An 18,321-nucleotide genomic window follows, 5' to 3' on the forward strand; every position below is an offset into this window, starting at 1 on the left:
GGCTGTGGCCTTCTCCCCGCTTGCTTTACATCATAGCGTGCCGACGCAGCAGCGCCCGACGATCAAGCGGCCAGACTGGCCTTCGCTTTCTCGGCGATCACTTCAAACGCCTTGATGTCGTGCACGGCGATGTCTGCCAGCACCTTGCGGTCGACCGTGATGCCGGCCTTGCTCAGGCCATTGATCAGGCGGCTGTAGGACAGGCCGAACATGCGCGCAGCAGCGTTGATACGGACGATCCACAGCGCACGGAACTGACGCTTGCGCTGCTTGCGACCGATATAAGCGTACTGGCCAGCCTTGATGACGGCCTGGTTGGCAACGCGGAAGACCTTGCGGCGGGCGTTGTAATAGCCCTTGGCACGACCGATAACTTTCTTGTGACGACGACGGGCGGTAACGCCACGCTTTACACGAGCCATGGTTTATCTCCTCGCCTTACAAGTACGGCAGCATGCGCGCTACACCGGGGGTGTCGCACGCTTTGAGGTGGTTCTTGGCACGCAGGCCACGCTTCATCTTGGTCGACTTCTTGGTCAGAATGTGCGACTTGAATGCGTGACCGCACTTGATCTTGCCCGACGCGGTCTTGCGAAAACGCTTCGCCGCCGCCCGGTTAGTCTTGATCTTGGGCATGGAATGCTCCTTGTATGGGGCCCGCCAGCACGGCGGCCCCGGTTTCTGACTGATCTGGCGGCAACCCCGGAGGGTCACGCTTTCCGTCCTGCCACGATCGGTGCACGACCCATCCTGCGGGTCGAACCGGCGATTATACGGAGTTCGAACCCCGGATGCCAGTAATACGACAGCCGAAGCTGTCGTGGCGGCTTATTTCTTCTTGGGGCCGATCATCATGACCATCTGGCGCCCTTCGAGCCGGGGAAACGACTCGATCTGGCCGTTCTCGCCGACGTCTTCCTGGATCTTCTTGGCCAGGTTCTGGCCCAGGTCCTGATGCGACATCTCGCGGCCGCGGAAACGGATGGTGACCTTGACCTTGTCGCCCTCTTCCAGGAAGCGAAGCATGTTGCGCAGTTTGATCTGGTAGTCGCCCACGTCCGTGACCGGACGGAATTTCACTTCCTTGATCTCGACCTGCTTCTGCTTCTTCTTGGCGGCTTGCGCCTTCTTCTGGGCTTCGAACTTGAACTTGCCGTAATCCATGATGCGGCAGACCGGCGGATCGCCGTTCGGCTGAATCTCGACCAGGTCCATGCCGGCTTCCTGGGCCAATGCCAGTGCCTCGTCACGGGTCAGGATGCCGAGCTGTTCCGCCTCGGCGCCAATCACACGAACCCGCGGAACGCGGATTTCCAGGTTACGACGGTTGCCCTTGTTGTCGGTGGTAGCGATACCACGATCCTCCAGAAGAAGTAATGAAACTGACCGCTCGGCGCTCAGCGCCGGGTTTCGGTCACCAGTCGCTCAACGAAATCGGCCAACGGCATGCTGCCCAGATCCTCGCCCGAGCGGGTACGCACGGAAACCGCACCGGTCTCTTTCTCGCGATCACCGACCACAAGCAGATAAGGCACTTTCTGCATCGTATGTTCGCGGATTTTATAGCCGACTTTCTCGTTGCGCAAATCCGATTGTACCCGGAAACCTTTGTCGACAAGGGTTTGCGTCACCTGAGCGACGTAATCGGCCTGTGCATCGGTGATATTGAGCACCACCGCCTGTATCGGGGCCAGCCACGCCGGCAGCAAACCGGCGTGATGCTCGATCAGAATGCCGATGAAACGCTCCATCGAGCCCACGATCGCCCGGTGCAGCATCACCGGATGCTGTTTATGCGAGTGCTCGTCCACGTACTCGGCGTCGAGGCGCTCGGGCATCATGAAGTCGACCTGCATGGTACCGACCTGCCAGGCACGACCGATCGAATCCTTGAGGTGGTACTCGATCTTGGGCGCATAGAATGCGCCCTCGCCCGGCAACTCCTCCCACTCCACGCCGGCCGCACGCAATGCGCGACGCAGCATTTCCTCGGTGCGGTCCCAGAACTCGTCCGAGCCGATGCGCTTGTCCGGCCGCAGCGCCAGCTTGATCGCCAGATCAGTGAAGCCGAAGTCGGCATAGACCTTCATCGCCTGCAGATGGAATGCCGTGACTTCGCCTTCGACCTGCTCCGGCGTGCAGAAAATATGGCCGTCATCCTGGGTGAACGCGCGCACGCGCATGATGCCGTGCAGCGCACCGGACGGTTCATTGCGGTGGCAGCCGCCGAATTCACCGTAGCGTATAGGCAACTCGCGGTAGCTGTGCAAGCCGGTGTTGAACACCTGTACGTGGCCGGGGCAGTTCATCGGCTTCAGCGCGTAGGTATGCTTCTCAGACTCAGTGAAAAACATGTTCTCGGCGTAGTTGTCCCAATGCCCGGACTTCTTCCACAGCGACACGTCCAGCACCATCGGACAGCGCACTTCCTGATAGCCGCTCTTGCGGTACACGCCGCGCATGTATTGCTCGACCTGTTGCCAGATCGCCCAGCCGTTCGGATGCCAGAACACCATGCCCGGGCTCTCTTCCTGCTGATGGAACAGGTCGAGCTGCTTGCCGATCTTGCGATGGTCGCGCTTCTCGGCCTCTTCGAGCTGGTACAGGTAGGCCTTCAGATCCTTGTCGTTGAGCCACGCCGTCCCGTAGATGCGGCTCAGCATGGCGTTGTTGGAATCGCCACGCCAATAGGCGCCCGCCACCTTCATCAGCTTGAACGCGCGCAGTTTGCCGGTATTGGGCACATGCGGACCGCGGCACAGATCGGTGAACTCGCCCTGCGAATACAGTGACAGCGGCTCATCGGACGGAATCGACTCGATGATTTCGGCCTTGTAGTTCTCGCCTATGCCGCGAAAGAACGCCACGGCGTCATCGCGCGATTTCACGCTGCGCGTCACCGGCAGTTGTTCGGCGACGATCTTCTCCATCTCCGCCTCGATTTTCGGCAGGTCATCGGGCGTGAACGGCCGCTCGTAGGCGAAGTCGTAATAGAAACCGTTGTCGATCACCGGGCCGATCGTGACTTGCGCGCCGGGATACAAGCGCTGCACGGCCTGACCCATCAAGTGCGCCGTGGAGTGGCGCAGGATTTCCAGCGCCTCGGGGCTCTTGTCGGTAATGATCTGCAGGCTGGCGTCGTGCGCGATCGAAAACCCGGCATCGACCAGCTTGCCGTCGACCTTGCCGGCCAGGGTCGCCTTGGCCAGACCGGCGCCAATCGAGGCGGCCACGTCTTGCACGGTAACGGGATGATCGAACGGCCGCTTGCTGCCGTCGGGTAGCGTGATTTCAATCATGGGAACCATTCTCTGAAAAGCAAAAAAGGGCATCCGCCCTTCTTCAAAAAAAACCAAGGCGTGGCGTGATCAGCAGTGGAATACGGTAGTTGCCATGTCGCACGCTCGGCCGGCGCGGAGCGCGGGCCACCTGGGTCTTGTGGATGATGTCGAAAAGCTAGTTTAGCCCAGATCGGCTGTCAATCCTCGCTGATGCAGCCGTGCGGGCAAGCCGTCAGCGAGATGAACCCCGCTGCGAAAAAAACCCTTGGCGAGGCATGACGACTTCAGAACGGCTTGGCAATCACCAGAAAGATCACCGCAAGCAGCAACAACACCGGCAGTTCATTAAGCCAACGCAAAGCCCGCGACGACGGCAACGTGCCGCCCGCGGCCTTGCGTTTGAGCAGACGACCGCACCAGACGAAATACGCGAGCAGTACGGCCACCAGGGTGAGCTTGGCGTCGATCCAGTGCATGCCCGCCGCCACGTTCGGCAGCGTTGCGGGAAACAGCCGCCAGCCTTGCCACAGGGTCAGCCCGAATAAGAATGCGAGGCCGAACATGTTATGGCCGAACTTGTACAACCGCCGTCCCATCAACTGCAGCCGCGCCTGCACCGCAGGCTCGTTCGCTGTCTCGGCCAGATTCACCAGGATCCGCGGCAGATAGAACACCGTGGCCATCCAGGCGATGACGAACAGCAGATGCAAGGATTTGATCAGTAGATAAGTCATGGCGAAGACACGCGGCCGCTGCGGCACGCAGCGGCGCGATGATAACGCGCACCCGGCAGATCGCGGCAACGCCGTGGCGTCAGTCCTTCACAACACCCATCCGTTCCAGCAGCGCCCCAAGCAGACGCTCCTGTAGCGCCGCATCGAGCGGTGCATTGTGGCGATCGGTCAGCTGGAAGAAATCCTCCACGCGTTCGCCGAACGTCGCGATGCGCGCGTCATGCACACGCACTCCGGCGTGCAACATGATCTGCGCCACCGCGGCCAGCAGGCCGGGGCGATCCGTACCGACCAGCGCCAGCTGGGTACGATCGCCGGCAGCGTGGAAGCTGATCTTCGGCGTCATCTGGAAATGCTTCTGATGACGCGACATGCCGCGTTTGCTCGGCTGCACACCGGCGGACTGCGTCAGCGCACGTTGCAGTCTCTGCTGTAGCTCTTCCGCGCGCGCCGTGCTCACCGGCTGCTGGCTGTCGGCGTCCAGCAGCAGGAACGTATCGAAAGCCATGCCGGTCGGCGAACTGAGAATGCGCGCTTCCATCACCGAAAAGCGCAAACGATCCAGCACCGCCGTGACGGTGGCGAACAGGCCATCCCGATCAGGCGTGTAGACAAACAGCTCGGTACTGCCGCGCACCGACAATGGATGCACCACAACCAAGGGCACCGCACCGTTCGCACGCAGGATCGCACTGGTCTGCCACGCGATCTGCTCGGGCCGGTGGCGCAGGAAACTGAGCTGCGGGAACTCGGCCCAGAGCCGCACCACATCGGCCTCGGCGTAGCCTTCGTTCATCAGCAACGCCAGCGCATATTCGGAGCACTCATGCACGCGCACGCCGATATCGCGCGGCAGCTCCACGTCGCTGCGCAAGGCGTAGCGGGTAGCGACGCACAAGTCGGACAGCAGCCGGTCCTTCCAGCCATTCCACAGCCGCGGACTGGTACCGATGATGTCGGCGATGGTCAGCAGGTACAGCTGGCCGAGGCGCTCGCGCTCGCCGACCACTTCGGCGAACCGATGCACCACATCCGGGTCAGTGATGTCCTGGCGCTGCGCAGTGGTGCTCATCAGCAGGTGCCAGCGCACCAGCCAGGCGACCCGCTCGACGTCGCCCGGCGGCAGACCCAGCCGCGTGCAGAATACCCGCGCATCCTGCTCGCCCAGCACCGAATGATCGCCACCACGCCCCTTCGCGATGTCATGGAACAGCGCCGCCAACAGCAGTACCTCGGGCTTGGGCAGGCTGGCCCAGATTTCGCAGCCCAGCGGAAATTCACGCTGCGCCGCAGGATCGGCGAAGCGCGCCATGTTGCGCAGTACGCGCAAGGTGTGTTCGTCGACCGTGTAGACATGGAACAGGTCGTATTGCATGCGCCCGAACACCTTGCCGAACGCAGGCAGGATCGCTGCCAGCAGGCCGTGCCGGTTCATTCGCCACAAAGCCTCGACCGCGGGCGCCCCGCGGCGCAGCAGTTGCAGGAAGGCCGCCAGCACATCGTCGTCATCCGCCAGCGCGTCGACGTGCACGGCGGTGGCCTGATGGATGCGCCTCATCGTCTCGGCGCTGAACCCGACCACGCCTGGTTGATCCAGCCGCGTGATGAAGATCTCCACCAGCGCGGCCGGTCGCCGCATGAACAACTGCGGATCGCGTGCCGCCAGGCGCGAGCCGTAGCGCAGGAACTCGGCCCCGACCGGCTGGGCCTCGCCCGGCGGCTCCAGCATTTCCACGAAGCGCTCGGCCACCTGCACGCCGAGCCGCTCGACCTGGCTGGCCGCGCGGTAATAGCCCTGCATGAACTGCTCGACGCCCAGGTTTTTCTCGTGCTCGTCCTCGAAACCCAAGCGGGCGGCCAGCGCACGCTGGTAGTCGAACAGCAGCCGCTCTTCGGGCCGGCCGGCCTCCAGATGCAGCGCATAGCGATAACGCCGCAAGGTGGCTTCGGACTGCTCCAGCGCGGCCAGTTCGGCCGGATCGAGCAGGCCCTCGGCCACCATGCCGGGCAGATCGTCCACATGCGCCAGGCGCCGCGCCATCCAGCGCAGCGAATCGAGCGTGCGCAAGCCGCCGGGACCGTCTTTGAGGTTGGGTTCGAGGTTATAAGCCGTGTCGTCGTAACGGGCGTGCCGGGCATCGCGTTCGGCCAGCCGCGCAGCCAGGTATTCCTGCGGCGGCCATAACTCGGGATCGTCCACGATGGCACGCAGACGGGCGTCGAACGCCGGATCCCCCGCCAGCCGCCGCGCATCCAGCAAGCTGGTGAACACGCTGGCATCCCGCGCCGCCAGCGCCCGGCATTGCGCCGGATCGCGCACGGCATGGCCGACCTTCAGGCCGATGTCCCACAAGGTGGCGAAGAACTGTTCCAGCGCACGCAACCGTGTCGGCTCGGGAGCCTTCACCAGCGCCAGCAAGTCCACATCGGAATACGGAAACAACAGGCCGCGACCAAAGCCGCCGACGGCGAACAGCGTCGTCTCGGCGACTTCGCCGAGACAGGCCGTCCATACATGCGCGACCACCCGCTCGACCGACTCGCCACGTCGCCGCGCCAGCGCACTGGCATCGACGCCATCGCGAAATGCGGTGGCCAGCGCGCGGTCGACATCGCCCAGCAATTGCCGCAAGGCGCGGCGCGCTTCGGTGGAAACGCCGGAACGCGGCACTGCCACGGGCAGGCGCGGTAGGGACGGCAAGGCAACGGAAGCCGGTGTCGGCACCATGGTCAGGCGGGACTCCATAAACGCCCGATGGCTTGCCGGGAGCAACGATTCCGCATCGCGCTTATCGCTGCGCTATCAGGCATCCGGCCAGGCCGTGAGGATCTCGTAGCCGTCGTCGGTCACCGCGATGGTGTGCTCCCACTGTGCCGATAGCGAATGATCCTTGGTCACCACGGTCCAGCCGTCGGGCAATTGCTTGGTCTGCGGCTTGCCGGCATTGATCATCGGCTCGATGGTGAAAGTCATGCCCTTTTTCAGCTCCACGCCGGTACCGGGCTTGCCGTAGTGCAGCACCTGCGGTTCGTCGTGATAGACCTTGCCGATGCCATGGCCGCAGTACTCGCGTACAACGCTGAAACCGGCCGCTTCGGCATGCTGCTGGATGGCATGGCCGACATCGCCCAAGGTGGCGCCGGGGCGAACTGCCTGGATGCCGCGCATCATTGCCTCGAACGTGGTGTCGACCAGCCGCTTGGCCAGCACCGACGGGGTACCGGCGATGTACATGCGACTGGTGTCGCCGTGCCAGCCATCTTTGATCACGGTGACGTCGAGATTGACGATGTCACCGTCCTTCAGCACCTTGCCCTCGTTCGGAATGCCATGGCAAATCACATGGTTGACCGAGGTGCACAGCGTTTTGGGGAACCCGTGGTAGCCCACGTTGGCCGGGATCGCCTTCTGCACATTGACGATATGCTCATAGGCGCGCCGGTCCAGCTCTTCGGTGGTGACGCCAGGCTTGACGTACTCCTTGAGCATAGCCAGCACCTCGGCCGCCAGCTTGCCGGCAACACGCATGCCTTCGAGGTCTTCGGGGGATTTCAGGGTAATGGCCATGGATTCCACTTCAATATGGCGGCAGAAGCCCGGCGGTTCAACGCAGAATCCGCCGGCAACTTGCCGCGCAGCCGGCGTACCGGCTATAATTTCGGAGTTTTGCTGATCTGACGTATCCGTATTTGACGGACGGCCAGCGCAAAGCGAACCGGGATTGTAACCCTCAGCGGTACAACACCCAAACCAACGCCACACACGTATCGGCACCGCCTTCGGGGTGCTGCGGCACGCCCGCCAAGAAAATCGGGCAAGTCGCGGTCGAAGCCGGGGATGCGTGGAGGTCCCAACCCCCAGGCCTTTCAAAGGCCCATGCAAGGAGTTACACCCATGGCACAAGTCACCATGCGTCAGATGCTCGAAGCCGGCGTCCATTTCGGTCACCAGACCCGTTACTGGAACCCCAAGATGGCCCCGTACATCTTCGGTGCGCGCGGCAAGATCCACATCATCAATCTCGAAAAGACCCTGCCGCTGTTCACCGACGCGATGAATTTCCTGTCGGCGTTGGCGCAGAAGCGCGGTACCGTGCTGTTCGTCGGCACCAAGCGTTCGGCCCGCGAACCGTTGGCCGAAGAGGCCGCACGCGCCGGCATGCCGTTCGTCACCTCGCGCTGGCTCGGCGGCATGCTGACCAACTTCCGCACCGTCAAGCAGTCCGTGTCGCGCCTGAAGGAGCTGGAAGCGGCCGAGACCGACGGCAGCTTCGAGAAGCTGGTCAAGCACGAAGTGCTGGCCCGTCGCCGTGAGCGCGACAAGCTGCAGGCCTCGCTGGGCGGCATCAAGGAAATGAACCGTCTGCCTGATGCGTTGTTCGTGATCGACATCGGCCACGAAGACATCGCCGTGCAGGAAGCCAAGAAGCTCGGCATCCCGGTGATCGCCGTGGTCGACACCAACTACAACCCGGAGCTGGTCGACTACGCCATCCCGGGCAATGACGACGCGATCCGCGCGATCCAGCTGTACGCCCGTGCCGCCGCCGACTCGATCCTCGAAGGCAAGGCCGCCGCGCCGGCTGCCGCCCAGGGTGACGCGAACGACTTCGTCGAACTGGACGAGGAAGGCAACCCGGTCGCCAAGATCGATCGCAAGCCGGCTCCGCGCCGCGACGCTGCGCCGCGCAAGAGCGCTCCGCGCCGCGAAGGCAGCCGTGATGGTGGCCGCGGTGATGGTGGCCGTGGCCCGCGCAACGACGGCGCACCCGCCGCCAAGTAAGCGCAACGACGGCGCTCACCCGCCGCCGCATCCGCAAGCGATAACCGCGTGGCGGCGCCCGTGCGCCGCCACGCAACCAAAGCATTAGAGGACTACCGATGAGCAATATTTCCGCCCAACTGGTCAAGGAACTGCGTGAGCGGTCCGGCGCCGGCATGATGGAATGCAAGAAGGCGCTGGTCGAGAACAACGGCGAGATCGACGCTGCGATGGAATGGCTGCGCAAATCCGGCCTGGCCAAGGCTGACAAGAAGGCCAGCCGCATCGCCGCCGAAGGCCGCATCGTTGCCGCGCAGACCGTCGGCAAGGCCGTGCTGGTCGAGATCAACTGCGAGACCGATTTCGTCGGCAAAGATGCCAGCTTCCTGAAGTTCAGCGACACCGTCGCCGACGTCGCGCTGAACTCCGGCGCGACCGACATCGACGCGCTGAAGGCTGCCGCCTACCCGGGCGCCAACAGCGTCGAGGAAGCTGCCAAGACCCTGATCGCCACCATCGGCGAGAAGATCGACGTGCGCCGCATGGCCGTCGTCCAGACTGACGGCGTGATCGGCAGCTATATCCACGGCGGCCGCATCGGCGTGCTGGTGGCGCTCAAGGGCGGCTCCGAGGATCTGGCCAAGGGCATCGCGATGCATGTCGCCGCGATGAACCCGGCGCATATCCGCGCCGAAGACGTACCGGCCGAATTCCTGGCCAAGGAAAAAGAGATCGCGCTGAGCCTGATGTCCGACAAGGAAAAGGCCAAGCCGGCCGATATCCTGGAGAAGATCGTCGCCGGCAAGATCCACAAGATCGTGTCCGAAGTCACCCTGCTCGGCCAGCCGTACGTGCTCGACACCAACATGACGGTGGCCGACGCACTGAAGAAGGAAGGCGCCGACGTCGTGTCGGTGGCTCGTCTGGCGGTCGGCGAAGGCATCGAGAAGGTGGAAGAGGATTTCGCCGCCGAAGTGATGAAGCAGGCTGGCCTGGCGTAATAGTCATCCCTGACGGAAGACCGGCCATCCTTGGCCGGACTGTTTAGAAAGAGCTATCCCTGACTGAAAGACCGGCCATCCTTTAGGTCGGTCTTTTCAGAAAGAGCAGTGCTTCCGAAAAAAAAGCCGCGGGAAACCGCGGCTTTTTTGTGGCCGTCTGGCAGAGATCCAGTGTGAACAAAATTTCCACCGATGGCACGAATGACTCCCTGCCGCTTGCGGTAGACAGTACAATGCGCCTGTTTTGCCCCACACAATCCGGAGAACCCATGAGCGACCAGCCCAAGTACCATCGCATCCTGCTCAAGCTCTCCGGTGAGGCACTCATGGGCGACGCCGACTACGGTATCGACCCGAAAGTGATCGGCCGGCTCGCCGACGAGATCATCGAGGTGCAGCGTACCGGCGTGCAGATTGGCATCGTGATCGGCGGCGGCAATATCTTCCGGGGCGCCGGCCTGGCCGCTGCCGGCATGGATCGGGTCACCGGCGACCACATGGGCATGCTGGCCACCGTAATGAACGCGTTGGCGATGCAGGATGCCATCGAGAAGCGCGGCGGCTTTGCACGCGTGACCAGTGCCATCCAGATCCATGACGTGGCCGAGGATTACATCCGCCGCCGTGCGATCCGCCATATCGAGAAGGGCCGCATCGTGCTGTTTGCCGCCGGTACCGGCAACCCGTTCTTCACCACCGATTCGGCTGCCGCGCTGCGCGCGGTGGAAATCGGCGCCGACCTGCTGCTGAAGGCGACCAAGGTCGATGGCGTGTACACCGCCGACCCGGCCAAGAATCATGACGCCACCCGCTACGACCGGCTCGGCTATGACGACGTGATCGAGCGCAAGCTGGCCGTGATGGACACGGCCGCGATCGCGTTGTGCCGCGATCACCAGATGCCGCTGCGCATCTATGACATGACCGTACCGGGCAATCTGATGCGGATCATGCAAGGTGAGCCGATCGGCACCATGGTCGATGGCGGCTGAACCGGGACGCGCCAGGATGGGACTTTGCCACTGCTATAATCGAACGTTGCAGATTTACCGGGAAACGCCACATGCTCAATGACATCAAGACCGATGCCCAGACCCGCATGGGCAAGAGCATCGACTCGCTCAAGCACGACCTCACCCGTATTCGCACCGGTCGCGCCAGCACCGCGCTGGTGGATCACATCAAGGTGTCCTACTACGGCGCCGACATGCCGCTGACGCAGGTCGCCTCGGTGTCGCTGTCCGATGCGCGCACGATCATCATCACGCCGTGGGAAAAGACCATGGTGGCGCCGATCGAGAAGGCGCTGATGGCCTCCGACATCGGCATCACGCCGACCACCGCCGGCACCGTGATCCGCCTCAACATGCCTGCCCTCACCGAAGAGCGCCGCAGGGAACTGGCCAAGCACGTCGGCCATGAAGGCGAGAACGCCAAGATCGCGATCCGCAACGTGCGCCGCGACGCCTTGCAGCAGGTCAAGGACCTGCTCAAGGAAAAGCTCATCACCGAGGACGACGAAAGCCGCGTCGACGACGAGATCCAGAAGCTCACCGATCGTGCGGTCAAGGACGTCGATGCCGTGGTGAAAGCCAAGGAAGAGGAGCTGATGGCGCTCTGACGAGGCCATCATCCTTCCTCACTCCATGACCAAGGCCAAGGCTTCGCAGGTTCCGCGCCATATCGCCATCGTGATGGACGGCAACGGTCGCTGGGCCAAGGCCCGTCACCGCCCGCGCAGCTTCGGCCACAACGCCGGCCGCAAGGCCGTGCGCGCGACCATCGAATCCTGTCTGCGCGAGGGCGTCCAGGCGCTGACCTTGTTCGCGTTCTCCAGCGAAAACTGGCAGCGCCCGCAGGACGAAGTGGGCGCCCTGATGACTCTGTTCGTACGGGCGCTGGACAAGGAAGTGGAAGAACTGCACGGCCACGGCGTGCGACTGCGCTTCATCGGCGATCTCGGCGCGTTCGACGAACCGTTGCGCGAGCGCATGCAGGCTGCGATGGCCCGAACCGCCGGCAACAGCAAGCTCCAGGTGAATATCGCGGTGAGCTACGGTGGCCGTTGGGACATCGTGCAGGCCGCCCGGCAGGCCGCCGCCGCGGTGGCGCGTGGCGAACTGCGCGTCGACGAAATCGACGAGTCCAGGCTGGGCGAATGGATGAGCCTTGCCGAACTGCCTCCGCTGGACCTGTTCATCCGCACCGGCGGCGAATGCCGCATCAGCAATTTCCTGTTGTGGCAGGCGGCGTACGCCGAGCTGTACTTTACCGAGACCTTGTGGCCCGATTTCGACCAGGCTTGCCTGCGCCAGGCCATCGAAGACTATGCCCGCCGCGAGCGCCGTTATGGCCGCACCGGCGAGCAGATCGCCACTGTTTCCTGAGGATTACCATGCTGCTTCAGCGCACCCTCACCGCCCTGGTGCTTGCACCGCTGGTGATCCTGATCATCCTGCTGTCGTCGAACGCCGTGTTTGCGGTGATCGTCTCGGCGGCGTTCCTGGCCGCCTTGTGGGAATGGAGCCAGCTCAGCGGCTTGAAGAGCCAGCCATGGCGCATCGGCCTGCTGCTCCTGGCAACGTGCGTATTTGCATGGCTGTGGTGGGCGCGCGCCACGGCACTGACGCCGCTGTTGCTGGCAGCGGGCGTGGCTTGGTGGCTGCTGGCCTGCCTGTGGCTGCGTCATTTCGCGTTCGCCGCCGCACCCACCCGCGAGAATCTTGCGCTGAAACTGCTGGCCGGCGGGTTCGTGATCGTCCCGACCTGGGTGGCATTCACCAGCATCCATGCCCATCAGCCGCACGGCCACTGGTGGACCTTGCTCGCGCTGGTGATCGTGTGGGCATCCGACATCGGTGCGTATTTCAGCGGCCGCACGTTCGGCAAGCGCAAGCTGGCGCCGCAGATCAGCCCCGGCAAGACCTGGGCCGGCGCGTATGGTGCGATGGTGGCGGGTGTACTGGTCGCGCTGATCGGCAGTTGGCTGCTCGATGTGCGTGGTGTCCCGCTAATTGCCATCGGTTTGCTGGCGGCTGTCACGGTGGCCGTATCCATCGTCGGCGACCTGATCGAGAGCCTGATGAAGCGGCATGCCCAGGTGAAGGATTCGGGCAGCATCTTTCCCGGCCATGGCGGCCTGATGGATCGACTGGACAGCGTGTTCGCCGCGTTGCCGGTGTTCGCCGCCGGCCTGCTGTTGCTGCACATCTAGAGCCTGCATATGATCTCCACGCAGCTCGCGTTGTCTATGCAGGCTCTACGATGAACAACGTCGCCGTTCTCGGCGCCACCGGCTCGATTGGCGGCAGCACGCTCGATGTCATCGCGCGCCATCCGGATCGTTTTCGCGCCACCGTGCTGACCGCGCACAGCCAGGTCGAGGCGCTGGTCGCCTTGTGTGTACAACATCGGCCACAGCTGGCGGTGATCGCCGACCCTGCCCTGGAGGCTGAACTGTCGCGCCGGCTGGCCAACGCCGGTGTGCACTGCGGGGTGGCCAGTGGCCACGCCGCGCTGACGGCCGCAGCGGCCAGCAGCCTGTGCGACACCGTAGTAGCGGCGATTGTCGGTGCCGCGGGGCTGGATTCCACCCTGGCAGCCGCGCGCGCGGGCAAGCGCCTGCTGCTGGCCAACAAGGAATCCATCGTGATGGCCGGCCCGCTGCTGCTGGAAGCCGTAGCGGTTGGCGGCGGCGCGCTGATTCCGGTCGACTCCGAACACAATGCCATCTTCCAGTGCCTGCCCGGCGGACGACCGGACCTGCGCAAGAGCGGCGTGCGCCGGCTGATCCTGACCGCTTCCGGCGGTCCGTTCCGTGGCCGCACGCGGGCGCAGTTGACCGACATCACACCGGAGCAGGCCTGCAAGCATCCGAACTGGGTGATGGGGCGCAAGATCTCGGTCGATTCGGCCACCTTGATGAACAAGGGTCTGGAAGTGATCGAGGCGCATCACCTGTTCGGTGCACCAGCCGAGTCGATCGACGTGGTGGTGCACCCGCAAAGCCTGATCCATTCGATGGTCGAGTACGACGACGGCTCGGTGCTGGCTCAGCTCGGCAATCCGGACATGCGCACCGCGATCGCCCATGCGCTGGCGTGGCCGGAGCGGGTCGAAGCCGGAGTGCCACCGCTGGATCTGGCCGCTTGCGCTCCGCTGCAGTTCGAGCCGCCGGACCTGACCACCTTCCGTTGTCTGGCCCTGGCGTTTCAGGCCTTGCGCGCCGGCGGCGACGCTCCGGCCGTGCTGAACGCCGCCAACGAGGTCGCGGTGGAGGCGTTCCTGGCCGGCGCGCTGCCGTTCCTGTCGATCGCCGACGTGGTCGAGGCAGTGCTTGAGGAACTGCCGGCGCAAGCCGTGGTCGATGTTCAGACCCTGCGTGAACGCGACCGTATCGCCCGTGAAGCGGCCCGTCGCGTTCTGCGCAATGCTTGCTGATATTCTTGCTTCGATGACTTTCCCGTACGGTACTTGATGACTCCCTTCTTCGGCTCGGCGTTCTGGTTGCTGGTCACGCTTGGCGTGCTGGTCACTTTTCATGAATTCGGCCACTACTGGGTCGCACGCCGCTGTGGCGTCAAGGTACTGCGTTTCTCGATCGGTTTCGGCAGCGCGATCTGGAAGCGGGTGGGCCGCGACGGCACCGAGTACCAGATCGCCGCGATCCCGCTGGGCGGCTACGTCAAGATGCTCGACGCGCGCGAGGGTGAGGTCGATCCTGCCTTGCGCGATCAGGAGTTCACCGGCAAGTCGGTATGGAAACGCATCGCCATCGTCGCTGCCGGCCCGGGTTTCAATCTGATCTTCACCGTCGCCGCGTTCTGGCTGATGTTCATGCTCGGCCGACCGGACGTGGCGCCCATCGTGACGGCCGCACCGCAGAGCATGGCCGCCGAGGCCGGTATCCGGACCGGTGATCGCATTCTCAGCATCGATGGTCGGACGGTGGACACGTTCACCGACGCGATGGACGCGGTGGTCAATTCGCTGCTGGGGCGGGCCCCGCTGCCGCTCGTCGTACGGGGCAACGATGGTCGTTCGCGGCAACTGGTGCTGCCGCTGGACCAGCTGCCTGCCGGCCAGCCCGTCGATCAGTACCTGAAGAAACTCGGTCTGGATATGGCGCCATCGCAGGCCATCGCGGCAACCGTTCTTCCGGGCAAACCGGCAGCGCTAGCCGGCATGCAGGGCGGCGACCGCATCGTGTCGGTCAATGATCAGCCAGTAGCCGACTACTCCGTCTTCCAGAAACTGGTGCCCGCCGAAGCCGCCAAATCGCCTCATCTGAAGCTTGCCATCGAGCGCAATGGCAAGCCGATGCTGCTGACCGTCGATGCGCGACGGGAATCCCTGGGAGGCCAGCCCGTCAACTGGATGATCGGCGTCAACGGCCCCAGGCCCGAACTGGTCACCTTGCGCTATGGTCCGGTCAAGGCATTCGGCGCCTCGTTGCAGGCTACCTGGCGCAATGCCGCGCAGACCTTCAACCTGATCGGAAAGATGGTCAGCGGACAGGCCTCCACCAACAATCTGTCCGGCGTCATCGGCATAGCCACGGTGGCCAATCAGTCCGCGAACATGGGTCTGTCCTGGTTCCTCAGTTTCCTGGCTTTGATGTCGCTGAGCCTGGCCATCCTCAATCTGCTGCCGATCCCGGTCCTGGATGGCGGGCACCTACTGTATTATCTTGTGGAGTTGATCAAGGGCAGTCCGGTCAGCGAGCAGACGATGATCGTCGGCCAGTACATCGGCCTGGCGTTGCTGTTCACCCTGATGGGGCTGGCGTTCTACAACGATATCCATCGCATGCTGCTGTCGTGACACCCATGACCGGTGACCGCAGCATGTCGACGACACGCCAGCCCGCGCCAGCTGCAGTACGGCGCGGCGGCGTGTCAAGCAATGCATTCCACCGGTGGAATGCGGACTCTCTTTCGAGGCAGGGCTCGTCCCTGCCTCATGCGTTGATCGGGGTGGCCGCGCTGGCCACTCCATCGAAATAACCCAACGGAACCGACGATGAAGCGTATCGCCGCGCTGATCCTGCTTGCCTCCCTCTCCGCCAATGCGTTTGCGTTCGACCCGTTCGTGGTGTCGGACATACGCATCGACGGCCTCAGCCGCATCTCCGCCGGTACCGTCTACAACTACCTGCCGGTAAACAAGGGCGACCGGCTGACCAGCGACGAGGCCCAGCGGGCGATTCGTGCGCTGTACCAGACCAAGTTCTTCAGCGACGTGGAATTCGACCGCGACGGCGACATCCTGGTGATCAAGGTGGTCGAAAGACCGTCGATCGCCAAGTTGACCCTGCGCGGCAACAAGGACATCAAGACCGAAGACCTCACCAAGGGCCTGAAGGAAATCGGCCTCAGCGAGGGCGAGACCTTTGACCGGCTGGCACTGGACAACGTGCAGCAGGAACTGATCCGCCAGTATTACAACCGCGGCAAGTACAACGTGTCGGTGGTTCCGCACGTGACCCGGCTGGACCGCAACCGCGTTGCCGTCGAGATCGAGATCCGCGAGGGCAAGGCGGCCAAGATCAAGGAACTGAACATCATCGGCAACCACGCGTTCGTCGACAAGCAGATACGCGACGGTTTCGAATCCAATACCACCAACTGGATGTCGTGGTATTCGAAGGACGACCAGTACTCGCGTGAAAAACTTTCCGGCGATCTGGAAAAGCTGCAGTCGTATTACATGGACCGCGGCTACGCCGATTTCGGTGTCGATTCCACGCAGGTGGCGATCGCCCCGGACAAGCGCGCGATGTACATCGACGCGAGCATCAAGGAAGGCGAAATCTACAAGGTTTCCGACGTCAAGCTGCTCGGCGAGCTGATCCTGCCGGAGGCGACCATGCGCCAGATGGTCTTCATCAAGACAGGCGAAACCTTCAACCGCGGCGCGATCGAGGCAAGCACGAAGGCGATCAAGGCCGTGCTCGCCAATATCGGCTACGCCTATGCCAAGGTCACCCCGGTCCCGAAGCTGGACAAGGAAAAGCGTACTGTCGACCTGACTCTGTACGTCGAACCGGGCCAGCGCGTCTATGTGCGCCGCGTGGTGTTCGCGGGCAATACGCGCACCGAAGACAATGTGCTGCGACGCGAGATGCGCCAGCTCGAAGGTTCCTGGTATTCGCAGGCGGCGCTCGACCGCTCCAAGATCCGCCTGCAGAGACTCGGTTACTTCAAGAAGGTCGATATCGACAAGAAACTGGTCGCGGGCACGCAAGACCAGGTCGATGTCAGCGTCAAGGTCGAGGAACAATCCGCCGGCAGCATGCAGTTCGGTATCGGCTACTCGCAGTACTCCGGCATTATCCTCAACGCCTCGGTGTCGCAGAACAACCTGTTCGGCACCGGCGACAGTTTCTCGGTCAGTGGCCAGCGCAGCAGCTATCAAACCAGCATCGGCGTCAATTACTACAACCCGTATCTGACCGATAGCGGCATCGGTATCGGCTACAACGCCGCCTATTCGAAGACTGACTACGGCAATACCGATTTCGCGAACTACTCCACCAGCGCCAAGAGCTTCTCCAGCTTTCTCGGGATTCCGATCACCGAAACCGACAGCGTGCGCCTGGGCCTCGGCATCAGCACCAACAAGATCAATCTGTTCCAGGGCTACAGCCCCGCGGTACTGATCGATTACCAGAACGAGATCGGCAACAAGACCATCCACTCGTGGACCGGCACCGTCGGCTGGAATCACGATACCCGCAACGGCTACTGGGCACCGACCCGCGGCGGCCTGATTTCCGCCTCCACCGACGTCGCCCTGCCCGGTTCGACCGTGCAGTTCTGGAAGCTGTCCACCGAGATCAACCACTACTGGCCGATCGGCAAGGGTTTCGTGCTGTACCTGGATGGCCAGGTCGGCTACGGCAAGACCTATGGCAGCAATGGCATCAGCGATACGGCCTTCGATGCATTGAAGGCCAGCAGCGCAGCGCAGAATCCCGCTCACGTTCTGACGGACATGCGCCAGGACTTCCCGTTCTGGCAGAACTTCTACGCCGGCGGCGTACGTGACGTGCGCGGCTTCCAGGACAACACGCTGGGCCCGCGCATCTGCATCGACGGCAGCACGCCGGACAAAACCGGCAATTGCAGCGCGGGCTATTACGCACAACCGATCGGTGGCGCATTCAAGGTGCTCGGCACTGCCGAGTTGTACATACCGATCCCCGGCCTGAAGGACGTCAACACCGCTCGCGTATCGTGGTTTGTGGATGTCGGCAACGCTTATAAGGATTACAAGAATTTCAGTGCGAGCACGTTGCGTGCTTCGACCGGTGTGTCGCTGCACTGGCAGGCACCGATCGGCCCGCTGATCATCAGCTTTGCCATGCCCTTCCGCACGCAGGCCGACGACGGCCACTACGAGGAGCGGATCCAGTTCACGTTCGGCAGTCAGTTCTGATCCGAGCCGGAAATCGGCAACCCCGGAAAGCGCGGCCATGCCGCGCTTTCCTTTTTCATGCCGGCGCGCTGCACGCCGCGGCGTCACCCCCTACAATGGCGGGC

16 protein-coding genes are annotated in these 18,321 nt (G+C 63.2%); 9 read left to right on the forward strand and 7 right to left on the reverse strand.

The genetic code is table 11. The annotated features are described in order from the left end of the window. Positions 1-62 precede the first annotated feature (62 nt). The 7 genes from rplT to map all read right to left on the reverse strand — a co-directional run bounded on the left by rplT (position 63) and on the right by map (position 7,583). Positions 63-422: a 50S ribosomal protein L20 gene (rplT, locus tag BUA26_RS02690; protein WP_072757645.1), complete on the reverse strand. Its 360-nt coding sequence runs from the start codon at positions 420-422 to the stop codon at positions 63-65. Between the two features lie 16 nt (positions 423-438). Next, positions 439-636: a 50S ribosomal protein L35 gene (rpmI, locus tag BUA26_RS02695; RefSeq protein WP_072757646.1), complete on the reverse strand. Its 198-nt coding sequence runs from the start codon at positions 634-636 to the stop codon at positions 439-441. 192 nt (positions 637-828) lie between these two features. After that, positions 829-1,353, reverse strand: a complete 525-nt coding sequence (gene infC, locus BUA26_RS02700; RefSeq protein ID WP_072757647.1) for a translation initiation factor IF-3 — start codon at positions 1,351-1,353, stop codon at positions 829-831. 44 nt (positions 1,354-1,397) lie between these two features. Further along, positions 1,398-3,299, reverse strand: coding sequence for a threonine--tRNA ligase (gene thrS, locus BUA26_RS02705; RefSeq protein WP_072757648.1), 1,902 nt, complete (start codon positions 3,297-3,299; stop codon positions 1,398-1,400). Positions 3,300-3,565: 266 nt separating this feature from the next. Next, positions 3,566-4,015, reverse strand: a complete 450-nt coding sequence (locus BUA26_RS02710; protein WP_072757649.1) for a CopD family protein — start codon at positions 4,013-4,015, stop codon at positions 3,566-3,568. 79 nt (positions 4,016-4,094) lie between these two features. After that, positions 4,095-6,743: a [protein-PII] uridylyltransferase gene (glnD, locus tag BUA26_RS02715; RefSeq protein WP_072759962.1), complete on the reverse strand. Its 2,649-nt coding sequence runs from the start codon at positions 6,741-6,743 to the stop codon at positions 4,095-4,097. 75 nt (positions 6,744-6,818) lie between these two features. Further along, positions 6,819-7,583: a type I methionyl aminopeptidase gene (map, locus tag BUA26_RS02720; RefSeq protein WP_072757650.1), complete on the reverse strand. Its 765-nt coding sequence runs from the start codon at positions 7,581-7,583 to the stop codon at positions 6,819-6,821. A 327-nt stretch (positions 7,584-7,910) separates the two neighbouring features. Here map and rpsB point away from each other — a divergent pair, with 327 nt between their 5' ends. The 9 genes from rpsB to bamA all read left to right on the forward strand — a co-directional run bounded on the left by rpsB (position 7,911) and on the right by bamA (position 18,217). Continuing rightward, positions 7,911-8,798, forward strand: coding sequence for a 30S ribosomal protein S2 (gene rpsB, locus BUA26_RS02725; RefSeq protein WP_072757651.1), 888 nt, complete (start codon positions 7,911-7,913; stop codon positions 8,796-8,798). Positions 8,799-8,896: 98 nt separating this feature from the next. Next, positions 8,897-9,778, forward strand: a complete 882-nt coding sequence (gene tsf / locus BUA26_RS02730; protein WP_072757652.1) for a translation elongation factor Ts — start codon at positions 8,897-8,899, stop codon at positions 9,776-9,778. 269 nt (positions 9,779-10,047) lie between these two features. Beyond that, positions 10,048-10,770 carry a UMP kinase gene (gene pyrH, locus BUA26_RS02735; RefSeq protein ID WP_072757653.1) on the forward strand — a complete coding sequence of 241 codons (723 nt, stop codon included), beginning with the start codon at positions 10,048-10,050 and terminating at the stop codon, positions 10,768-10,770. A 71-nt stretch (positions 10,771-10,841) separates the two neighbouring features. Continuing rightward, positions 10,842-11,399, forward strand: a complete 558-nt coding sequence (gene frr / locus BUA26_RS02740) for a ribosome recycling factor (RefSeq protein WP_072757654.1) — start codon at positions 10,842-10,844, stop codon at positions 11,397-11,399. Between the two features lie 25 nt (positions 11,400-11,424). Continuing rightward, entirely contained in the window at positions 11,425-12,165 is a 741-nt protein-coding gene (uppS, locus tag BUA26_RS02745) for a polyprenyl diphosphate synthase (protein ID WP_072757655.1), read from the forward strand. A gap of 8 nt (positions 12,166-12,173) precedes the next feature. Further along, positions 12,174-12,992, forward strand: coding sequence for a phosphatidate cytidylyltransferase (locus BUA26_RS02750; RefSeq protein WP_072757657.1), 819 nt, complete (start codon positions 12,174-12,176; stop codon positions 12,990-12,992). A gap of 50 nt (positions 12,993-13,042) precedes the next feature. Further along, positions 13,043-14,218, forward strand: coding sequence for a 1-deoxy-D-xylulose-5-phosphate reductoisomerase (locus tag BUA26_RS02755; protein ID WP_072757659.1), 1,176 nt, complete (start codon positions 13,043-13,045; stop codon positions 14,216-14,218). A gap of 36 nt (positions 14,219-14,254) precedes the next feature. After that, the gene (gene rseP / locus BUA26_RS02760; RefSeq protein ID WP_072757661.1) at positions 14,255-15,601 is read left to right on the forward strand and encodes an RIP metalloprotease RseP; all 1,347 of its coding nucleotides are present in this window, start codon (positions 14,255-14,257) and stop codon (positions 15,599-15,601) included. A 198-nt stretch (positions 15,602-15,799) separates the two neighbouring features. Beyond that, a complete protein-coding gene (gene bamA / locus BUA26_RS02765; RefSeq protein WP_072757663.1) occupies positions 15,800-18,217 on the forward strand; it encodes an outer membrane protein assembly factor BamA in 2,418 nt (805 codons plus the stop codon). The last annotated feature ends 104 nt before the right edge of the window (positions 18,218-18,321 follow it).

The organism is Rhodanobacter sp. OK091, from assembly GCF_900142825.1.
In the GTDB taxonomy this organism is placed as follows: Bacteria; Pseudomonadota; Gammaproteobacteria; order Xanthomonadales; family Rhodanobacteraceae; genus Rhodanobacter.

Excerpts from the sequence above, each read along its gene's own strand:
- pyrH (WP_072757653.1), top strand. The coding sequence starts at position 10,048 with ATGAGCGACCAGCCCAAGTACCATCGCATCCTGCTCAAGCTCTCCGGT.
- frr (WP_072757654.1), top strand. The coding sequence starts at position 10,842 with ATGCTCAATGACATCAAGACCGATGCCCAGACCCGCATGGGCAAGAGC.
- BUA26_RS02750 (WP_072757657.1), top strand. The coding sequence starts at position 12,174 with ATGCTGCTTCAGCGCACCCTCACCGCCCTGGTGCTTGCACCGCTGGTG.
- rseP (WP_072757661.1), top strand. The coding sequence starts at position 14,255 with ATGACTCCCTTCTTCGGCTCGGCGTTCTGGTTGCTGGTCACGCTTGGC.
- thrS (WP_072757648.1), bottom strand. The coding sequence starts at position 3,299 with ATGATTGAAATCACGCTACCCGACGGCAGCAAGCGGCCGTTCGATCAT.
- glnD (WP_072759962.1), bottom strand. The coding sequence starts at position 6,743 with ATGGTGCCGACACCGGCTTCCGTTGCCTTGCCGTCCCTACCGCGCCTG.
- BUA26_RS02755 (WP_072757659.1), top strand. The coding sequence starts at position 13,043 with ATGAACAACGTCGCCGTTCTCGGCGCCACCGGCTCGATTGGCGGCAGC.
- map (WP_072757650.1), bottom strand. The coding sequence starts at position 7,583 with ATGGCCATTACCCTGAAATCCCCCGAAGACCTCGAAGGCATGCGTGTT.
- uppS (WP_072757655.1), top strand. The coding sequence starts at position 11,425 with ATGACCAAGGCCAAGGCTTCGCAGGTTCCGCGCCATATCGCCATCGTG.
- bamA (WP_072757663.1), top strand. The coding sequence starts at position 15,800 with ATGAAGCGTATCGCCGCGCTGATCCTGCTTGCCTCCCTCTCCGCCAAT.
- rpmI (WP_072757646.1), bottom strand. The coding sequence starts at position 636 with ATGCCCAAGATCAAGACTAACCGGGCGGCGGCGAAGCGTTTTCGCAAG.
- BUA26_RS02710 (WP_072757649.1), bottom strand. The coding sequence starts at position 4,015 with ATGACTTATCTACTGATCAAATCCTTGCATCTGCTGTTCGTCATCGCC.
- tsf (WP_072757652.1), top strand. The coding sequence starts at position 8,897 with ATGAGCAATATTTCCGCCCAACTGGTCAAGGAACTGCGTGAGCGGTCC.
- rplT (WP_072757645.1), bottom strand. The coding sequence starts at position 422 with ATGGCTCGTGTAAAGCGTGGCGTTACCGCCCGTCGTCGTCACAAGAAA.
- rpsB (WP_072757651.1), top strand. The coding sequence starts at position 7,911 with ATGGCACAAGTCACCATGCGTCAGATGCTCGAAGCCGGCGTCCATTTC.